Source organism: Acinetobacter sp. YH12040, assembly GCF_013420005.1.
GTDB lineage: Bacteria > Pseudomonadota > Gammaproteobacteria > Pseudomonadales > Moraxellaceae > Acinetobacter > Acinetobacter amyesii.
In genome coordinates, this window is record NZ_VOZB01000003.1 from 47,503 (window position 1) to 67,612 (window position 20,110).

The following is a 20,110-nucleotide window of genomic DNA, read 5'->3' on the forward strand; positions in this document are numbered from 1 at the left end:
GAGGGAATGCGCAGTGACAACGGTTCAAATGGAAAAAACGAGAATAGAGCATGATTTATTGGGGGATAAAGCAGTCCCGCAATCATGTTATTACGGCATACATACATTGCGTGCCATCGAAAACTTTCAAATATCAAAGCAGCATGTCGGACAAAATTTAAACTTTGTACGTGCTATTGCTCAGGTAAAAAAAGCGTCAGCAGAAACCAATTATCAATTTAACTTAATACAAGATGATATTCGCCAAGCGATTCAGCAGGCATGTGATGCATTGATTGATCATCCAGAACAATGGTCGGATTCATTTCCAATTGATATTTATCAAGGTGGAGCAGGCACTTCTATTAACATGAATGCCAATGAAGTCATTGCCAATATTGCCCTTGAGTCGCTCGGAGATGCGAAAGGCAGTTATCAAAGGATTCATCCCAACGACCATGTCAATAAGTCACAATCGACTAATGATGTCTATCCAACAGCGCTGCGTCTAGCGACATATAGTGCTTTTAATGCTTTATTTGTGGTGCTAAATCAACTTATAGGAAGCTTACATCTCAAAGCTGATGAGTTTAAACATGTCATCAAAATGGGGCGTACACAGTTACAAGATGCTGTTCCGATGACTTTGGGGCAAGAGTTCCGAGCATTTGCAACATTATTAAAAGAAGATTTGAAGTTGATTGAGCAAAATCGACAGCTTTTATTGGAAATTAATTTAGGTGCGACGGCAATTGGTACTGGCGTGAATTCTCCTGCGGGTTATGCAGCGAAGGCCGTTGAAAATCTAGCTCATTTGACCGGTCTAAAATTGCAAGGTGCAGAAGACTATGTCGAAGCAACCAGCGATTGTGGCGTATTTATTTTATTATCAAGTTGCTTAAAACGTTTAGCTGTCAAACTTTCTAAAATTTGTAATGACTTACGTCTTTTAAGTTCAGGGCCACGAACAGGTTTAGCGGAAATTCGTTTACCTGAGTTACAAGCAGGTTCGTCGATCATGCCTGCAAAGGTTAATCCAGTGATCCCAGAAGTGGTCAACCAAATTGCATTTCGAGTGATGGGCAATGATTTAACCATAACTTTGGCCGCAGAAGCGGGGCAATTACAATTAAATGTCATGGAGCCGGTGATTGCATTGTCCATGAATGAATCAATTGAGCTTTTGGTGAATGCCGTAAAAACATTAGATAGCAAATGTATCCAAGGAATTCAGGCAAATGAGCAAGCATGTTTTGATGCTGTGATGCGTAGTGTAGGTATTGTGACCTTACTCGATCCATATTTAGGTCATGCAAAATGTGATGAAATCGGTAAGCAATGTATTGCCGAAAATAAAACCATTCGCCAAGTGGTTTTAGAGCAAGAGCTGTTAACTGTAAGTCAATTGGATGAAATTTTCTCGATTGAAAATTTAGTTTCTGAAGTGACACCATTTAGTATGCCACTGGCTCAAGTGAGTTAAGTTCTTTTTAGACTTTTAAATAGCCCAATGATGAGTAAATGACGAAGGTTAATCCTTCGTTTTTTATTTGAAGAAATTAGTGGTAAATCTAGAAAACTAATCTGATGGCAGTGATGTATTAAGTATCTATTAGATACTTAAATTCTAAAAGTAAGTATTGGTTGAGAATAGGACGCTATATTTGCTTAAGATCGTAATTATAGTTCTATATATAGTCATGAAGGTTTGGATGAAAAATTTAGCGCATAGATAAAGTCAGAAATACTTTAACTTGCCCAAAAAAGGATGTAATCGAAGTACAATAGGTTTTTTATCATGTTGTAGATAGTCAGATGTTTAATAAGTTAGTCGATTTATTCAAAGGCGCTAAAGAGTCGCCTGAGCAACTTTACTTAGAAGAACACCACATTCAATATGATGAAACTCAGGGCTATATCATTGAAGGCGTAGTTTTAAATACTTTGTCTGAACGTATGGAATACTTGTCGAATAGAAAAATGACAAATTTCGATGATTTAAAACAGCTCTATGCCACTGCAATGATTATAAATGAAAAAATAGACCTGGAAATTGCAAGTCAACGCTTTGTTGCACGATTAGGCAATACTGAAGAAAATCTGTTGCAGTTTAAACTGTATGTCAAACTATTGAATGATTATTATCGTCAATTCATCCGTGATCGTAAGTAAGTGAATGGACTGCAGTGTTTGAGTTTGAAGGCTGAGTTAATGGTATTCATCAATAGAAAATACAATCGCAAATCCATATTGGTTAAAACACTGTATATAGTTGCTTAATTCTCGGAATGTAAAAAGCATCGTGTTAATATGATCACTAAGTGATTAAAACATTAAAAGCTATTTACATCATGTTCCAGCAAGAAATTTCACAACTCAATCTTAAACAGCTTAAAGCTGGCGAAAAGCGGTGGGTCGGAAACTTACAAGGCTCATCTGCTGCATTATTATTTAAAGAAATTAGCAAACAATCGAAACAGTTGTTTGTGATTGTTGCACGTAATAATCAGCATCTCGGGCAGTTAGAAAGTGAGCTGGAATTTTACGGAATTAAGCCGACTATTTTCCCAGATTGGGAAATTTTACCTTATGACCGGCTGTCGCCACATCAAGACATTGTTTCTGAACGCTTGGCGATTTTGTCTAATATGCCACAGCAAGGCGTGTTGTTGGTTTCAGCAACAACTTTAGCGCAGCGAGTTGCGCCTGCATCTTGGGTATTAGGTGAACACTTTGATATTAAAGTAGGTCAAAAATTTGATATCGAACAACAAAAATTAAGATTAGTACAAGCGGGCTATCACTTGGTGGATACCGTTTATGATCATGGTGAATTTGCAGTACGCGGCAGCATCATGGATATTTACGCTTCGGGGCAAAGTTCACCGATTCGTATTGACTTATTTGATGATGAAATCGATACCCTCAAATTCTTTGATCCTGAAACTCAGCGAACCACCCAAAACTTAGATTATTTTACGGTTTTACCTGCAAAAGAATTTCCATTAAAAGAAGCACGTTCACTGTTTCGTGATCGATATGCGGAAAATTTTCCGACAGCAAATCCAAAGAAAAACCCAATTTATCAAGATGTACAAGATGGTATAGCTTCACCGGGTATTGAGTTTTATTTTCCGTTGTTCTTCTCTGAACAAGCCATGAGAGTGCAAAGTACCCTGTTTTCGTACTTACCTGAGAATGGCATTGTCATTACAGACAGAGCCATAGATGATACATTGATTCAGTTTTGGTCGGATATTGTGCGTCGCTATGAAGACCGCCGTCATAATGTCGACCAACCGATTTTGCCGCCAGAGCAGATTTTCCTACAACCAAATCAAGTGTTAGAACAATTAAATCTCTGCCGTCGTATCGTGGCTTCGCCTGAGGCTTTTGATGAACGCAATGGCGTAATCAATCTTGCTGCTGAGATTCCACCTCGTTTACCTGTCGATCCTAAACGTGAAAAGCCATTTTCTGCGGTTAAGCAATATATCGATGCGGCAAATTATCCAGTACTTTTGGTGGCTGAAAGTGCAGGTCGACGTGAAACCTTAAAAGATGCATTGCGTCCGAGTTTGGGTGATATCCCGACGGTCGAAAGTTTTGATGATTTTATGCATTCTATGCATGCGATTGCGATCACCAATGCGCCCTTAGATCGTGGTTTATTGCTAACTGACAAGCTTAGTGTAATTTCTGAAAATCAGCTTTATGAACACCGTGTGGTTCAACGTCGTCGTAAACGCCAACAGGAAGTATCAGAAGAATTTCTTGTTCGTAGTTTAACCGAGCTAAGTATTGGCGCACCTGTGGTTCATATTGATTATGGCGTGGGACGGTACGCAGGTTTAATTACCTTGAGTATCGATGACCAAGACCATGAATTTTTGCAGTTAGACTATGCCGATGCAGCCAAGGTGTATGTCCCTGTAACAAACCTGCATTTAATTAGCCGATACAGTGGTGGTGACCCAGATCTAGCACCATTACATAAATTGGGTACAGATGCATGGTCTAAAGCGAAACGCAAAGCTTTAGAGCAGATCCATGATGTGGCGGCAGAACTTTTACATATTCAAGCCCGTCGTCATTCGAAGCCCGGTTATGGCTTTGAACTGGATCAAAGTCTCTATATGCAGTTTGCCAGTGGCTTCGCCTATGAGGAAACTTTAGATCAAGCCAATGCTATTGAAGCGACACTCTATGACATGCAACAAGCGAAGCCGATGGATCGCTTGGTTTGTGGTGATGTCGGTTTTGGTAAAACAGAAGTGGCCATGCGTGCTGCATTTGTGGCAGTACAAAATAACAAACAAGTGGCTGTACTTGTTCCAACCACGTTGTTGGCGCAGCAGCACTACGAGTCTTTCAAAGATCGCTTCGCGGATTGGCCTGTACGTATTGAAGTCCTTTCACGCTTTGGTTCATCAAAATCACATACCAAAACCATTGAAGACCTCGCAGAAGGCAAAGTGGATATCGTGATTGGCACACATAAAATCTTGCAGGAAAGTGTGCAATTTAAAAATCTCGGCCTCATGATCGTGGATGAAGAGCATCGTTTTGGTGTACGTGATAAAGAGAGAATTAAAGCCTTACGTGCCGATGTAGATATGCTGACGCTAACTGCAACGCCTATCCCACGTACGCTGAATATGGCTTTTAGTGGTATGCGTGATCTATCTATTATTGCAACGCCGCCTGCACGTCGTCTTGCTGTGAAAACCTTTGTGCAAGAACACACTGGAGATTCGATCAAAGAAGCCATCTTGCGTGAACTGTTACGTGGCGGGCAAGTGTATTTCTTACATAATGAAGTGGAGACCATTGAACGTACGGCAGAAACTCTACGTGAATTGGTTCCTGAAGCCCGAGTTGCGGTAGCACATGGTCAAATGCGTGAGCGTGAGCTAGAGCAAATCATGCAGCAGTTCTATCACAAAGAATATAACGTGCTGGTGTGTTCAACCATTATTGAAACTGGGATTGACGTGCCAAACGCCAATACCATTTTGATTGAGCGTGCAGATAAACTGGGACTAGCACAGTTGCATCAATTACGTGGTCGAGTTGGACGATCGCACCATCAAGCCTATGCTTATTTACTTGTGCCTTCGCTTAAAGGCCTAAAAGGTGATGCTGAAAAACGCCTAGATGCCATTTCTCGTGCATCGACTTTAGGTGCGGGTTTCATGTTGGCAACAGAAGACTTGGAAATTCGTGGCGCAGGTGAGTTGCTAGGTGAACAGCAAAGTGGCTCAATGCAAACTATTGGTTATAGCCTGTATATGGAAATGCTTGAAAAAGCCACCAAAGCTATTCAAAAAGGTAAAACGCCTAACTTTGACTCTCCATTGTCATTAACGGCTGAAATTAGCATGCATATGCCAGCCCTAATTCCAGATGATTATTTGGGTGATGTACATCAACGGTTATTGTTCTACAAACGCATTAGTAATACGGATACTCAAGAGAAACTTGATAACATTCGTATGGAGTTGATTGATCGTTTTGGCTTACCACCGCAAGCAGTCAAACAGTTATTCTCTGTCCATCAGTTGCGTTTAAAAGCGGAGCAATTGGGTATTACTAAAATTGATATCAGCTCACATGGTGGCAGTATTGAGTTCTCACCAGATACACCAGTTCAAGCCATATCCATCATCCAAATGATGCAAAAGCATCCGACTTTCTTCCGAATGGAAGGTGGACAGCGTCTAAAAGTGATGGTTATGCTCGAAGAATATGACAAACGCATTCAATTTATAAATGACTTATTAGACAGTTTACTGAAGGAATTAGCGCCAAATCACTAGATTTGGCGTATAAATTGCTTGTTTAGAATGAGTAGATTTTTATGCGTGTTTTTTCTATAGAAGAAACGCTTGATTTTTTTGAAAAATTTATTAGAGTCATAAGCAAGCAACGTTTTATTCAAATGCGGTTTATTTGTAATGAAACGTTCTGTACTGAATATTCACACCCATAAGGATGTGATAGTATTAGCCATCATTCTAATTTTGCATCATTTATAAAGATATGTTTAGTTTACATCCACAACTTGCTCAAGATACGTTTTATGTAGGCGACTTTCCTCTGTCAACATGTCGTTTGATGAATGATATGCAATTCCCGTGGCTTATTTTGATTCCACGTGTTCCGGGAATTACAGAGCTTTATGAATTAAGTCAGGCAGACCAAGAGCAGTTTTTACGTGAATCAAGCTGGTTATCAAGCCAATTGTCACGTGTATTCCGTGCAGACAAAATGAATGTAGCTGCATTGGGTAATATGGTTCCACAATTACATTTTCATCATGTTGTTCGTTATCAAAATGATGTGGCTTGGCCGAAACCAGTTTGGGGTACGCCAGCAGTTCCTTATAACAATGATGTCTTGGCACACATGCGCCAAACACTGATGCTTGCACTACGTGGTCAAGGTGATATGCCTTTTGATTGGCGTATGGATTAATCCCGATTTACGGACAATATCAGGATAGTAGAAGAATGAGTGTCCGTATGGGGGCGATCGAGTGCCGTTAGACAATTTAATCAGCAAAGAGCCTAAACAGTTTGAATATTTTCATCGTTTGATGGGATATATCATGCTGTCTTTGGTGATTGTTGTCTATCATTACACTCAGCCAGATACGCAATATCAAATCTATATTCCTGCATTTTTATTTTTTCTGATTTTAGTTGTTCCTAAGTTTTCTCATTGGTTAATTTATCGATATAGCAATCAAGTTAAGCGTAATGTGCTTTTTCTGATCGATATCATCGTTATTGCTGTACTGATGTCTGCAGTACATTTAAGCCTTGTTTTAACTTTTCTTGCGGTCTTTGCGCTGCTATATACAACCATTTATAACAAAATCAATTTCTTAATGATGTCCTTGGCCGGGATTGTAGGCGTCACTGTATTTTATTTATGTAACATTTATGTCTTTGGTTTTCAAGAATATTTTGAGTCAACCAGCAGTGAGTTAACCGTTCTAGGTTTTTTGTGCCTTATTACGTATTTCAGTGTGGGGACTTTTTATCAACATACCCAAGTTCAGTCTTTAAGCAATAAAAAGAACCATTATTATGATCAGATGAATCGTTATATGGAATTCGCTAATCAATTGAGTCGCTATGCGCCTATGCAACTTTGGCAATCGATTATGAAAGGTGAGTCTGAAGCTAAAATCGAATATAAACGTAAAAAACTCACGATTTTCTTTTCAGATATCCAAGGGTTCACAGAACTTTCTGAAACATTAATCCCAGACGATTTAGCATTTCTACTCAATGACTATTTGAGCCATATGACAGAGATTGCCAAACAGTATGAAGCGACTGTCGATAAGTTTATGGGGGATGCAATTCTAATCTTCTTTGGTGATCCACATAGCCAAGGCGTAGAGCAGGATGCAAAAACCTGTTTAGAGATGGCAATGGTCATGCGTCAGCAAATGAAGTTGCTGCGTGAACGCTGGATTAAAATGGGTTATCCGCCGCTACACATTCGTATGGGTATTTCTACCGGGTATTGCCACGTTGGGAACTATGGTGCAGCTCACCGTATGGCATATACCATCGTGGGGCGTGATGCGAATTTGGCTGCACGATTGCAAAGTGCGGCCGAAGTCGATGAAATTTTGATTTCAGATGACACGCATCATTTAGTGAAAAATGACTATTTATGTGCGCCCAAAGCACCGATCTTCTTAAAAGGTATCAAAGGCCCAGTACGTACTTGGCAAGTGATGGAAAAATACACCTCACAGAAAACAGATTATCAACGTTGGTTCGATTACGAATATAAAGGCTTTAATCTATTGTTGAACTTAGATGAGGTACAAAACTTTGAATATCCTGAACTAATACATGTTTTAGAACGTATGATTAAACGCTTACAAACTCAGCAAAAAATGACCAACTCTGCTGGTATCGTAAAACTGAATTTAGAAGACGAAGTGATCGAAGAAGTCAAAAAAACTGAATCTCACTCTTAATTTCACATATACATTATAAAAATTAGATCTAATCGTATTGCCTTAAATTGTAAAAATAACTCAATTCATTCTTTTATCAAAACGTCTTCTTTTTTTGAATTCTTGAATAGATTTATGCATAAAAAAGCCAGTTACGATGAACTGGCTTTTTGATTATAGAAAATTATCTATAAATTAATGATTTTCTGAAGCATGGTTGATGGTGTATTTAGGAATTTCAATTTCTAAATCTTCATCTTCAATTTTTACTTGGCATGACAGACGAGAGTCTGGCTCTAATCCCCAAGCACGATCGAGAAGATCTGCTTCGACATCATCCATTTCATCTAGACCATCAAAACCTTTACGTACAACCACATGGCAAGTGGTGCATGCTTTAGACATGTCGCATGCATGTTCAATTTTGATGCCGTTTTTTAACATGCTTTCGCAAAGGTTAGCATTTGCTTCGACTTCAAACTCAGCGCCGTTTGGGCAGATTGTTGCGTGAGGCAGTACTTTAATACGTGGCATAATCTTGACCTATAAATTAATTTGAGTTTGACCAGTCATCGAGTTTTGTGCCTTTCAGTGCGGCATCAATGTGCTGATTCATACGAGCTGCAGCAAATGCATCGCTATGTATTTTAAGCTGTTCTACAGCATGTTCAATAGCTTTGATATCTGTCGTTTCAAGTGCAGCATCTAAAACACTGCGTGCAGAAGTGAGGGAACTGAGTTGCTCTTGGCTGAGGAGTTGAGCATCCACTTTAAGTGCTTGATCAAGTGCTTCAAGTTCACGTTTTGCTTCAACCTTGGTTTCTTGAAGATGACGTAAGTTTTTATCTTCTTCAGCAAACTTATAACCATCAATCAGTAAGCGTTCAGTATCGGCATCAGATAAACCATAAGATGGTTTGATGTCAATTTGAGCATGCACACCAGAAGTGGTTTCTTTGGCTGACACAGTTAGTAAACCATCAGCATCGACCTGGAAAGTCACTTCAATACGCGCTTGACCCGCAGTCATCGGTGGAATACCACGAAGCACGAAACGACCTAGACTACGGCAATGTTCAACCAGATCACGTTCACCTTGTACAACATGAATTAACATCGCTGTTTGACCATCTTGATAGGTTGTGAATTCTTGGCGACGAGCCACTGGAATAGCTGTATTACGCGAAATAAGGCGCTCAACCAAACCGCCCATGGTTTCTAAACCTAAAGAAAGCGGTGTGACGTCTAAAAGCAATGAACCATCTTTAGAGTTACCAATAAGCTGGTTCGCTGTAATCGACGCGCCAATGGCCACAACTTCATCAGGGTTAATAGTGCAGAGCGGTTCTTGATTGAAGACATCTTGAACAGCTTTTTGTACAGCATACGAGCGGGTAGAACCACCGACCAATACCACATTTTGAATATCGCTGAGTTCAAGCTTGGCATCACGCATGACACGTTTACAAACGCTGATAGTTTTATCCAAAGCAACTTTGATGATGGATTCAAAAGTAGGGCGGTCTAAAGTCAATGATTGATCAAGAACTTTAAGCTCTACAGATTCAGCCTCGGTTAGAGCTTCTTTTGCTTTACGAGCAGAAACGATGAAATGGGCATATTCAGCATCATCTAAAGTTTCAATATTCAGTTGTTTTTTTGCCCATTTTACAATCAGACGGTCTAAGTCATCACCACCAAGCGCCGTGTGGCCACCCGTTGCTAGAACTTCAAAAACGCCTTGAGAGAAACGTAAAATTGAAACGTCAAAAGTACCACCACCCAGATCATAGATCACATAGTTTTGATCATGTGCAAGATTGGTGTCTTGGTCTAAGCCATAAGCCACTGCAGCAGCAGTCGGTTCATTTAATAGACGTAGTACATTTAAACCTGCAAGCTGAGCCGCATCACGCGTTGCTTGACGCTGTGCTTCATCAAAATAGGCAGGTACAGTAATCACAGCACCATTAACAGGATTATTTAAGCTGCTTTCTGCAAGGTCTTTAAGCTGTTTTAAAATTTCTGCAGAAATTTCAACGGGTGTTTTACGACCTTGTGCAGTTTCAAAAGCAGGCATTTCATTCGCTTCACCGACTAAGTTGTACGGGTGTTGGAATTTGATATCTGCTTTAGAGCGACCCATAAAGCGTTTTACAGAAACGATGGTGTTTTTAGGATCAGTCGTTAAGAATGCCTTTGCGTCGTCACCATATTGCGTAGTGGATTCGCCATAGTGTGCAATAGAAGGGAGTAACACACGACCATGTTCATCGTTAAGCACTTTCGCTTTACCAGAAAGTACCGTGGCTACTAAAGAGTGTGTAGTCCCAAGATCGATACCAATTGCGATGCGGTGTTCATGCGGTGCACTTGATTGACCAGGTTCTGCAATTTGCAAGAGAGCCATGTGTGTTACATCCTTTGAACGTCAAATATAAAAAATAAATTAAAAATCATCGTCTAAATCAAAGCTATCGTCGTCTAAGAAGCGATCTTCAGCTTTATCGATGTCAGCCATTACTTTTTGGAAGAAGCGTAATTTACGTACGGTATCACGTGCTTCAGCCCAGTCTTCGTCGTCATAATCAATTTTAAATTCACGAACCAAACCGTCAATCCATTGCTGAACTTCAGTTTTAAGTGAAGTGAGGTCATCAGCAGAGCCTGCCTCATCTAACTGTTCACGAATTTCTAAGGCATCTTGTAGGAACTCAAAATCACTAATCGATTGATCAAGGTGATAATCTTGTTTTTTGAGACTTAAAAGATATGCAGCGCGGCTATCAACATTGGATAAAGCTTTAAATGCTTGATTGATCTCACTAGATTTTATCAGGGCTAGATCTTTGTCTTCGGCTTTATCTGGATGATATTGTTGCTGCAACTTTAAAAATTCAGCTTTTAAAACTGCTAAATCAATATCGAGTGCTACAGGTAAGTTAAACAACTCAAAATGATTCATGGGAGATGGTGTCCGCAATAGAGGTGCAAAAAGTGTTGCTTTAAATGCAATTAAAACAGTGAATTTTACACTGTTTTAATGCGAAAAAGGAGCGTGGAAATGGCTTAAACCGTAAAGGATTCGCCGCAGCCACATTCGCCTTTTTTATTTGGGTTATTAAATTCAAAACCTTCGTTTAAACCATTTTTCACATAGTCCATCTCCATACCTTCAAGATAAACTAAGCTTTTTGGATCAACGAATACTTTTACGCCAAACTGATCGAATACTTGGTCATGCGTGTCAATATCATCGACAAACTCAAGTACATAAGCTAAACCAGAACAGCCAGAAGTTTTCACGCCAACGCGAATACCTTCACCCTTACCGCGATTCTTGATGTAATTGCTGATATGAGTTGCAGCATTTTCAGTTAAATGAATCATGAAAACTCCGTTAATCTTTTTTAAAACACGTAAACAATTAAGCTTTTACTTTCTTGCTACGGTAGTCTTCTACAGCAGCTTTGATTGCATCTTCAGCAAGTACAGAGCAGTGTACTTTTACTGGTGGAAGTGCAAGTTCAGTTGCAATATCAATGTTCTTAATTGCTTGAGCTTCATCAAGAGTTTTGCCTTTTAGCCACTCTGTTACTAATGAGCTAGATGCAATTGCTGAACCACAACCGTAAGTTTTGAAGCGAGCTTCTTCAATTACGCCGTTGTCATCAACTTGGATCTGTAGACGCATAACATCGCCACAAGCTGGTGCACCGACCATACCTGTACCAACGTTTTCTGCATTTTTGTCTAAAACACCAACATTACGAGGGTTTTCGTAATGATCAATTACTTTTTCGCTATAAGCCATGATGCTTCTCCAAACCTCGGGGTCAGCCTTAAGATTAATATGGGGGTGAAATTACGTTAATCAATGAGATAGCCTTAAAATAAAAGCTATCTCACCGGGATGAATTAGTGTTCAGCCCATTCTACAGAATTAAGGTCGATACCTTCTTTGTACATGTCCCAAAGCGGTGAAAGATCACGTAGTTTTTCAACTGCTGCTTTGGTAATTTCAAGTACGTGGTCAATATCGGCTTCAGTGGTGTATTTACCAAAGCTGAAACGAATCGAGCTGTGAGCCAATTCGTCTGAAAGACCCAATGCACGAAGTACATAAGATGGTTCTAAGGTTGCTGATGTACATGCAGAACCAGAAGATACTGCGCAATCTTTAAGTGCCATCATTAACGATTCACCTTCAACAAAGTTAAAGCTGACGTTTAGATAGTTTGCAACGTTGTATTCTGGGTGACCGTTCAGGAAGACTTGTTCAAGATCTTGCAAGCCATTCCAAAGTTTGTCACGAAGTACACGAATACGAGTTTGTTCAGCATGCAGGTTTTTGCCGGCAAGTTCGAACGCTTCGCCCATACCCACGATTTGGTGAGTCGCTAACGTACCTGAACGCATGCCACGTTCATGACCGCCACCGTGCATTTGCGCTTTAATACGTACACGTGGTTGACGACGTACATAAAGAGCACCAATACCTTTAGGACCATAGATTTTGTGGCCAGAGAAACTCATCAAATCAACTTTCATTGTTGAAAGATCAATTTCTACTTTACCTGCAGCTTGCGCAGCATCTACATGGAAATAAGTTTTGTTTGCACGAGTCAATTCACCGATTGCAGCTACATCTGTAGTTGTACCGATTTCATTGTTCACCATCATCAAAGATACAAGAATTGTATCTGGACGAAGGGCTGCTTGAACCATTTCAGGTGTGATTAAACCTGTTTTTGCTTCTGGCTCAAGATAAGTAATTTCGAAACCTTCTTCTTCAAGCTCGCGGCAAGTATCAAGAATTGCTTTATGTTCAATTTTACTTGTAATAATGTGCTTGCCTTTAGATGCATAGAACTGAGCAATACCTTTAAGCGCAAGGTTGTCAGATTCAGTTGCACCAGAAGTCCAAACGATTTCGCGTGGATCAGCTTTTACTAGATTAGCAACTTGTTCACGTGCATATTCTACTTTTTCTTCTGCCTGCCAGCCGTAAGCATGAGAACGAGAAGCTGCATTACCAAAAGTACCGTCAAACGTTAGACATTCCATCATACGTTCTGCGACTTGAGGGTCTACAGGTGTAGTTGCTGCATAGTCAAGATAAATAGGACGCTTCATGTCAAATACCTGTAACCGATAAAAGGGCTGAATCAAAGTTTGCTGAATTTTGACGAATTGATACGGTTTGAACGTTATCGCGTGCTACAAGGTCAGCAAGGGTGATTTTTGCAAGATAATCGGCAATGTGGTGGGAGAGTTCCTGCCATAAATCGTGAGTCAAGCACATTGCACCATTTTGGCAGTTGCCTTTGTGGTCACAACGGGTTGCATCAACTGTTTCATTTACAGCTTCAATAATTTCCAAAACAGTGATGTCTTCAGCACTACGAGCAAGGTGGTAACCACCGTTAGCTCCACGGATGCTGGAAACTAAGCCGTGACGCTTTAATTTTGCAAATAACTGCTCAAGATAGGCCACTGAAATGGTTTGACGAGCTGCAATTTCTGCAAGAGTGATCGTTTGTTCAGTTGGCTGCAAAGCTAGATCAAGTAGAGCAGTCACTGCGTAGCGACCGCGAGTTGTTAAGCGCATGATTCGATACACATGTTAAGTCTAGATGTGCAGATTTTATGAATCCTGACTAAAATAGTCAAGTTTTTTTGAGATTGTTTATTTGTTTTATTTTGTCTGAAAAATTATGTATTTATTTGAACCACACATTATACACTAATAACGTTATCAAAAGAACAGATATTAGACTAAAAGCGATATTAATCCGCTTTTGACGACGTTCGATACGCTTAATACGGTTTTTGTATTGTTTAACTTCAACTTGTAGCGTGTTTATTTTAGAGCGTTGCTGTTCAATTTTTTCTAAAAGTGGGGCAATACGTTTTTTAGATGCAACGATATCGTTTTCTTCGACAGGTTCAGACAACCAGTGTTTCCAGTCAGATAAAATTTTCGGCACACTAAATAAAGAAACCAAATCACGAAATTCATCTTTTAAAACCACATCACCATCGATACGCATGGTTTTGATGCTCTTACGATTACCAAATACAAAAATTTTCACCAAATCCATTAGTGTCGTGCGGACATCAAGGTCGATGGCTTTATCTGGAGATTTCGTGTCGAACAGAATGCCGTGCTCAGTAAACTGAACATAAAAGTCAAAATAAGGGATGTAGCTATTTATTTTTAGTGCGACTTTTTGATCAACAAATTTTTTAGCTTGTAATGCTACAACGCGGTCATGTTTTAAAATGAAGGTAAAAATCGTTTCTAAAACAATCAGGGTCATAGTAAGCAACAAATGTGGTTGAGCTTGTGTTTGTTGCGTATCGCTCATAAAAAAATGTCCTTGTTAAAATCTGAAAGCACTGGAAACTGAGCGTCCTGCTCTAGAGGAACTTAGAATATACCAAAAATTTGGTAATTCACTAGCTTTGTAGAACAGTTTAATCAATCTATCAAGTTATATGTTTGCTATTATGTTGTTAAAATGAAGAATCACATGTTGATGTGCACATAAAATAATCAGGAGAAGTGCGGATTATGGAAAATACAGAAAGCATAATTGACGATGCACAGGAAACATCAGAAAAGCCGGCTAAACCTCGGGTACGTAGTCATTCTGATCGTCGCTCTAAAATGGATTTTCGTAAATATACCAAACAGATTTGGTTGGCTGGATTAGGTGCTTTTTCACGTGCTGAGGGAGAGGGAAATAAGCTTTTTGACTCTTTAGTCAAAGTTGGAGAGGAGCTTGAGTCCAAAACGATTGATATTGCAGATCAAACTGTCGAAAAAGTTTCAGAAAAAGCCAAGGAATCTGTAACCGATACGAAAGATAAAGTAGAAAAAATTTTAGATAATGGTGTTAATCATTCTTTAAACCGTTTAGGATTGGTGACTGTAAAGGATTTACAGCACTTAGAAAGGCTTATACTTCAATTACATACTAAAGTTGACCAATTGGCCGAAGAAAATGCCCAACTGAGGGCCGAAATATTAAAAAAACACTAACTTTTTTAATATTATCGAATTTTCAAGGTTTTTTTCGTCAAAAAATTCTATAAAAAGAGGTTGAGGAGTATTGCGTTTAACCCTAAAGCATTGCTATAAAGGCGTTATGGCGTTTTATACAAATTCTTGAACCTTAAATAAACGATATTAAGAGGACGTAATTTTCATGAATAAATCAGAATTAATTGATGCAATTGCCGAAAATGGGGGATTATCTAAGGCCGATGCCGGTAAAGCTTTAGATGCTACAATTGCTGCAGTTACCAATGCATTAAAAGCTGGTGATACAGTTACTTTAGTTGGTTTCGGTACTTTCAGCGTAAAAGAACGCGCTGCACGTACTGGTCGTAACCCACAAACTGGTGCGACTTTAGAAATCAAAGCAAGCAAAGTTCCTAGCTTCAAAGCGGGTAAAGGCTTGAAAGATTCTGTAGCTTAATCTTATTAAGCACATGAGACGCGCCATAAATTGGCGCGTTTTTTATTGGTAAATGTGATTAATTGATATATCGCATTCATTCATCTCGGGTTTTCGGTTAAAATTCACCGCAAATAAAATATTGGAATACTTATGGAATCGTTTCGTAAAGTCATTAAGGGTTGGCTGGGCAAGGTCTTGCTCGTTTTGTTTTTGACCCCTTTAGCACTTGTAGGTATTGAAGGATATTTTAGTGGTGGATCTAAAGATGCAGCAAAGACTGTAAACGGTACTGAAATTTCTCAAAAAGAACTCGAAGCACTGACGAACTCATTAAAAGAACAATATCTGGCATATGCTCAGGGTGATGAAACATTATTGAATCAAAATTTCATTAGCAATAAAGCGATGGATACTTTGGTTTCACGCCAATTGCTATTGCAACAAGCTGATAAATTAGGCATTAGCTTGAGTGATGCACAAATTGTGCAAATGATTCATCAGCAGCCAAGCTTTCAAGTCAATGGTCAATTTTCTGATGAAGCGTTTGCGCGATACCTCGAATCGATTGGTATGACGAATCGCACATTCATTGATAATTTACGTAAAGACCATGCTTTAAAAATGTTGTCTACAATATTTATGGAATATGCATTGGTGAGTAAGCTTGATATCTTGCAAATTGCGAACTTACAAACGGAACAACGTAGTATTCAGTTGGCAAGCATTAATCTTGAAAATTACAAGAAAAATGTAAAAGTATCTGATGCAGAAATTGCCGCTTACTATGAGCAGCATAAAAACAAATTTAAGCAAGCAACTAGTGTTGATGCAGATTTTGTCGTATTAACACCTGCCAATATTACTGCACCTGTAGAAGCTGCAACTGATGCTGAACTGAAAGAAGCGTATAACAGCTTTGTTGAGAAGGCACAGAAGTCAGTTAAACCTATCGTTAAGCACATCATGATCACTGCGGACAATCGTTCAGATGCCGAAGCTAAAAAACTGGCTGAAAGTGTTCAAGCTAAAATTAAAGCGGGTTTAAGCTTTAACCAAGCTGCTGCGCAATTCTCTGAAGATCCTGAATCTAAAGCGAAAGGTGGTGAACTGGTTGCTTATGAAAAAGGTGTATTTGGTGATGCATTTGATGCAGCAGTTGAAGGTGCTCAAGCTGGTCAAGTGACTGCTCCAGTGAAAACAGACAGTGGTTATCACTTGATCGAAAAAGTGGCGCCAGCTGTAAAAGTGGCTTCATTTGAACAAGAAAAAGCTCGTCTGCAAGCAGAAGTCGCTGCTTCGAAAAAAGCCAATGTTTTTTCTGACACTGTAAACAGCCTCAATGATATGGTTGTGAGCAGTGATGCCCTTGATGTCGTGGGTCAAGAAGTGAAAGGCGTAAAAGTACAATCATTGAATGGCTTAACATTAGCATCGCAACATCCTGTTCTAAGTGATGCAAACGTCAAAGTTAAATTGTTTAACGATGATGTTAAAAATGGTGAACGTAATGTTTCATCTAGCATTCAGCTGAAAAACGGTGATGTAGTTTGGGTAAAAGTGCGTAACTATCATGCTGCAGGTGTTCAAACCTTAGCTGAAGCGAAAGCGCATGTGAAAACTCAGCTGATTGAAAAGAAAGCGTCTGATGCTGCAAAAGCCCAAATTCAAGCGACATTGAAAGAGTTTGCTGCAAAACCTGCTGCTTCAGTCGCGAAAGGCAATTTAAACTTTGAAAATGCGGGTACTTTCACTCGTGCTGATGGTTTGTTGAAACGCGAAATTCAACGTGCTGCATTTAGTGTAAAAGCGCCGAAAGCAGGTCATTGGTCTGTTACGACCACAAATCTACCAAATGAGTTGGTTGTGGTTGCTGTGACTGCAGTGAACAAACAATCTGATGCGGCATTAACGGGTGAGCAGTTAGATGAGTTAAAAAAACTTTACCAACAGCTTCGTGGTCAGCAAGAATTTGATGACTACACACGTTATCTAAAAGATCATGCCAAAATTAAATAATTAAGGCAGCTTTAAAAAAACCAGCTTCTGAGCTGGTTTTTTTTGACTTAAATTGACAGATATAATTTTTATTTAAAAGATTTGGCAAATGAAATATCGGCTCTAGCATCGTAAATTGGTGTTCTCAAAAAAATAATATGAAGAAGAAATAACTCATCACGACAAGGATTAAGCGGATGATATATATGTATATGCCTCAATTTAAACGTTTAAAGAACCCGTTATTGCTATGGATAGATCATTATTTTAAGCACATGATATTGATGCTATTAACCATTTGTGTTGCGAGTAGTATTCAAGCTGCAGAACGAAACTTTCAAAAAGTTCTAGAGCAGGAAAGAGCTTGGGCGGGCTTGACAAGTAAAAAAGTCAAAAATAATGAAATCGAGTGGACATATAGTGAAGGGGGAAATCCACAAAAACCGACGCTGTTGTTGCTGCATGGTTTGTCAGGCACGCGTGATAATTGGAACCGCGTTGCCCGTTATTTAACGCCCAATTATCATGTCATTATTCCAGATCTGCCAGCACATGGAGAAACTATTGTCGCAGATCAATTTGATCTATCGATTCCAAATTTAACTGAGAAATTACGACGATTTATTGATGCTACAAAGTTAGATCCAAATTTACATATCGCAGGGCATTCGATGGGTGGTGCAATTGCCATGCTATATAGCGCTCAGTATCCCTTAGAAGTGAAATCTTTATTGTTGGTGGATTCGGCAGGTGTCTTTAAGTCGAGCAATACAGCGTATCTAAAAGATACGGCAAAGCTTGCAGAGCTAGTGGTCAGAAAAACTGGTGATTTTGATCGCGTGATGAAGATCGTGATGCAATCCCCGCCTTTTATTCCACAAGAATTAAAAATTGGGCAAGAAAAGTTGATGATAGTTCAGTCTAAACAAACCAATAAAATGGTGGAGCAACTGCAAAAAATGGCCACCTTGTATACGCCGGAGTCCTTTGCTTTGGCTGCACGAGGCATTGATGCACCTGTGTTTATTATCTGGGGGAAGCAAGATCAGATTATCAATGTTGAAGTAGCAGAAGAATTGAAAAGCTTATTTAAAAAAGCCGAAAAACCGCTGGTATTAGACCATGTTGGTCATATGCCTATCTTAGAAGCGGAGCAGTTAATGGCGTTGCCATATTTAAAGTTTCTTTCAACTGTTCAATGAATAAAATCGGTAAAATAGGTGTAAAAAAGCGAGAAATATCTCGCTTTTTAAACTTAATTAGACACTTTGAGTTGATTTAAGTACGTACTTTAATTTCATAGCCCGTGTATTTTCGAATATTAATCACACCGGTATCCAAAATCAGATACTGACCTTTAATCCCTTGTAATTTTCCTCGAATAATTGGTGTTTTGTCCAAATTATGCGATTTGATTTTTTCAGGATATTCATCTACCGGGTAGATAAATTGGCGTGGCAACTCATCTTCTAACAGTTCAACAGTTTCATTAAACTCTAAATTTTGGCTAAATTCTTCACGAATGGTCTGAATTTTTGGTGCAAATTCTTCCACCAATTGGTCGCGAATTTCGATCAGGTTGATGGGTTCTGCTTCACCTTTGAGTAATTTACGCCAATCAGTTTTATCGGCCACTTGCGTTCCAAACATGACTTCAAGCTGACCAGATAGACGACGTGAACCAACTTTCATAATAGGCAAAGCTTGCGTCGCACCTTGGTCCAGCCAACGTGTAGGCATTTGACCAAGTCGAGTAATCCCCACTTTTAAGGCACTCGAATTGGCTAAATAGACAATATGCGGTTGAAAGCAAACTTCATGGGCAAAATCATCTTCACGGCAAGTCCCGAGATGATAATGACAGGTTTCAGGCTTCATAATGCACATATCACAAGAAGCCTTAGTCTTCATGCATTTGAAGCAATGACCTTGTGAATACGATTTAGGCGTTTTTGCGCCGCAAGAAATGCAGTAGATATTTCCAGTGGCTTCAATTTCAATTTCTTGGCCAAGGCTAAACGGTAGATCAACTTCTGAGCGATCTAGAATAAATTTATACTCAACATTTGCCTTGTGTGTATGTTGATCAGTTACACTAAGATCTTTAAGACCTGCATGCATTTTATGGCAAATGCCTTGTAGTTCCATACGAATACTCACTTCATTATTAAGGATGCGGTCAATGGCTGAACAAAATGTCATCACTTCTATGCTAGACGATTTGTCAAAAGAGCAGCCCATTTCAACCGCAATATGTATTGGTCAGGATCTTGAGCAATACAATCAATTTCATCCAATTCAATGGCAACATTTTAACGTAACTGAGTTTTTAAATCTGCCTTTTACCCAGCGTTTTGACCTTGGATTTGTGATTCTTGATACTGAAACGATGTTGAGTTTGGATCAGCAGCAGAAAACTCAGATGTTGGTAAAATTGCGTGACCTATTTGCCAAACGCATCGTGGTGGTGAGTAAGTTACACGATGAACAATTATTACGTGCTTTAGGCTTTACTCAGCTCATTGATAAAACCACGCATGAAAGTGATTTTGCTTTATGGCAGTTTAATATTTTGACTTATAAACATATTCCAGATTGGTTTAACTCTAAATTTTGGGCAAATCCTGAAAACTGGGATAAATTCCGTTGGTAACAAATACTTAGCCTGCGAGAAATTGCAAAA

The 20,110-nt window shown here is 39.3% G+C and carries 19 protein-coding genes; 10 read left to right on the plus strand and 9 right to left on the minus strand.

The genetic code is table 11. From position 1 onward, the window contains the following. Nucleotides 1-13: 13 nt before the first annotated feature. The 5 genes from aspA (at nt 14) to FTT99_RS03550 (ending at nt 7,984) form a co-directional block, all read left to right on the plus strand. Complete coding sequence (aspA, locus tag FTT99_RS03530) at nt 14-1,462, plus strand: aspartate ammonia-lyase (protein WP_180161229.1); 1,449 nt, start codon at nt 14-16, stop codon at nt 1,460-1,462. A gap of 332 nt (nt 1,463-1,794) precedes the next feature. Continuing rightward, a complete protein-coding gene (locus FTT99_RS03535; protein ID WP_180161231.1) occupies nt 1,795-2,151 on the plus strand; it encodes a hypothetical protein in 357 nt (118 codons plus the stop codon). 179 nt (nt 2,152-2,330) lie between these two features. Next, the gene (gene mfd / locus FTT99_RS03540; RefSeq protein ID WP_180161284.1) at nt 2,331-5,798 is read left to right on the plus strand and encodes a transcription-repair coupling factor; all 3,468 of its coding nucleotides are present in this window, start codon (nt 2,331-2,333) and stop codon (nt 5,796-5,798) included. 223 nt (nt 5,799-6,021) lie between these two features. Continuing rightward, nucleotides 6,022-6,456 (plus strand): HIT domain-containing protein, encoded by a 435-nt coding sequence (locus FTT99_RS03545; RefSeq protein ID WP_067762788.1) that lies wholly within the window; start codon nt 6,022-6,024, stop codon nt 6,454-6,456. Between the two features lie 61 nt (nt 6,457-6,517). Next, entirely contained in the window at nt 6,518-7,984 is a 1,467-nt protein-coding gene (locus FTT99_RS03550; RefSeq protein WP_180117315.1) for an adenylate/guanylate cyclase domain-containing protein, read from the plus strand. Nucleotides 7,985-8,158: 174 nt separating this feature from the next. Here the strand turns inward: FTT99_RS03550 and fdx are convergent, their stop codons facing one another. The 8 genes from fdx to FTT99_RS03590 form a co-directional block, all read right to left on the minus strand. Further along, nucleotides 8,159-8,497: an ISC system 2Fe-2S type ferredoxin gene (gene fdx, locus FTT99_RS03555; RefSeq protein WP_078188671.1), complete on the minus strand. Its 339-nt coding sequence runs from the start codon at nt 8,495-8,497 to the stop codon at nt 8,159-8,161. A 16-nt stretch (nt 8,498-8,513) separates the two neighbouring features. Further along, complete coding sequence (gene hscA, locus FTT99_RS03560) at nt 8,514-10,373, minus strand: Fe-S protein assembly chaperone HscA (RefSeq protein ID WP_180161233.1); 1,860 nt, start codon at nt 10,371-10,373, stop codon at nt 8,514-8,516. Nucleotides 10,374-10,412: 39 nt separating this feature from the next. Then, the gene (gene hscB, locus FTT99_RS03565; protein WP_180034816.1) at nt 10,413-10,928 is read right to left on the minus strand and encodes a Fe-S protein assembly co-chaperone HscB; all 516 of its coding nucleotides are present in this window, start codon (nt 10,926-10,928) and stop codon (nt 10,413-10,415) included. A 104-nt stretch (nt 10,929-11,032) separates the two neighbouring features. Beyond that, nucleotides 11,033-11,353, minus strand: a complete 321-nt coding sequence (iscA, locus tag FTT99_RS03570) for an iron-sulfur cluster assembly protein IscA (protein WP_078188668.1) — start codon at nt 11,351-11,353, stop codon at nt 11,033-11,035. Nucleotides 11,354-11,390: 37 nt separating this feature from the next. Beyond that, complete coding sequence (gene iscU, locus FTT99_RS03575; protein ID WP_078188667.1) at nt 11,391-11,777, minus strand: Fe-S cluster assembly scaffold IscU; 387 nt, start codon at nt 11,775-11,777, stop codon at nt 11,391-11,393. A gap of 104 nt (nt 11,778-11,881) precedes the next feature. After that, the gene (locus FTT99_RS03580) at nt 11,882-13,099 is read right to left on the minus strand and encodes an IscS subfamily cysteine desulfurase (RefSeq protein ID WP_078193480.1); all 1,218 of its coding nucleotides are present in this window, start codon (nt 13,097-13,099) and stop codon (nt 11,882-11,884) included. A 1-nt stretch (nt 13,100) separates the two neighbouring features. Further along, a complete protein-coding gene (locus FTT99_RS03585; protein ID WP_078188665.1) occupies nt 13,101-13,574 on the minus strand; it encodes an Rrf2 family transcriptional regulator in 474 nt (157 codons plus the stop codon). Between the two features lie 112 nt (nt 13,575-13,686). Further along, nucleotides 13,687-14,334: a hypothetical protein gene (locus tag FTT99_RS03590; protein WP_078188664.1), complete on the minus strand. Its 648-nt coding sequence runs from the start codon at nt 14,332-14,334 to the stop codon at nt 13,687-13,689. 206 nt (nt 14,335-14,540) lie between these two features. Here FTT99_RS03590 and FTT99_RS03595 point away from each other — a divergent pair, with 206 nt between their 5' ends. The 4 genes from FTT99_RS03595 (at nt 14,541) to FTT99_RS03610 (ending at nt 18,629) form a co-directional block, all read left to right on the plus strand. Next, complete coding sequence (locus tag FTT99_RS03595; RefSeq protein WP_180130206.1) at nt 14,541-15,011, plus strand: phasin family protein; 471 nt, start codon at nt 14,541-14,543, stop codon at nt 15,009-15,011. Between the two features lie 166 nt (nt 15,012-15,177). Continuing rightward, nucleotides 15,178-15,450, plus strand: a complete 273-nt coding sequence (locus FTT99_RS03600) for an HU family DNA-binding protein (protein WP_078188662.1) — start codon at nt 15,178-15,180, stop codon at nt 15,448-15,450. 132 nt (nt 15,451-15,582) lie between these two features. Next, on the plus strand, nt 15,583-17,448 hold the full coding sequence (locus tag FTT99_RS03605; RefSeq protein ID WP_180130208.1) for a SurA N-terminal domain-containing protein: 1,866 nt from the start codon (nt 15,583-15,585) through the stop codon (nt 17,446-17,448). Nucleotides 17,449-17,711: 263 nt separating this feature from the next. Further along, the gene (locus FTT99_RS03610) at nt 17,712-18,629 is read left to right on the plus strand and encodes an alpha/beta fold hydrolase (protein WP_373684568.1); all 918 of its coding nucleotides are present in this window, start codon (nt 17,712-17,714) and stop codon (nt 18,627-18,629) included. Nucleotides 18,630-18,705: 76 nt separating this feature from the next. Here FTT99_RS03610 and FTT99_RS03615 read toward each other — a convergent pair whose 3' ends face one another. Beyond that, entirely contained in the window at nt 18,706-19,575 is an 870-nt protein-coding gene (locus FTT99_RS03615; protein ID WP_078189198.1) for a DUF2797 domain-containing protein, read from the minus strand. A gap of 34 nt (nt 19,576-19,609) precedes the next feature. Between FTT99_RS03615 and FTT99_RS03620 the strand changes: the two genes are divergently transcribed. Further along, nucleotides 19,610-20,080 (plus strand): DUF6231 family protein, encoded by a 471-nt coding sequence (locus FTT99_RS03620; protein ID WP_078188659.1) that lies wholly within the window; start codon nt 19,610-19,612, stop codon nt 20,078-20,080. Nucleotides 20,081-20,110: the final 30 nt, after the last annotated feature.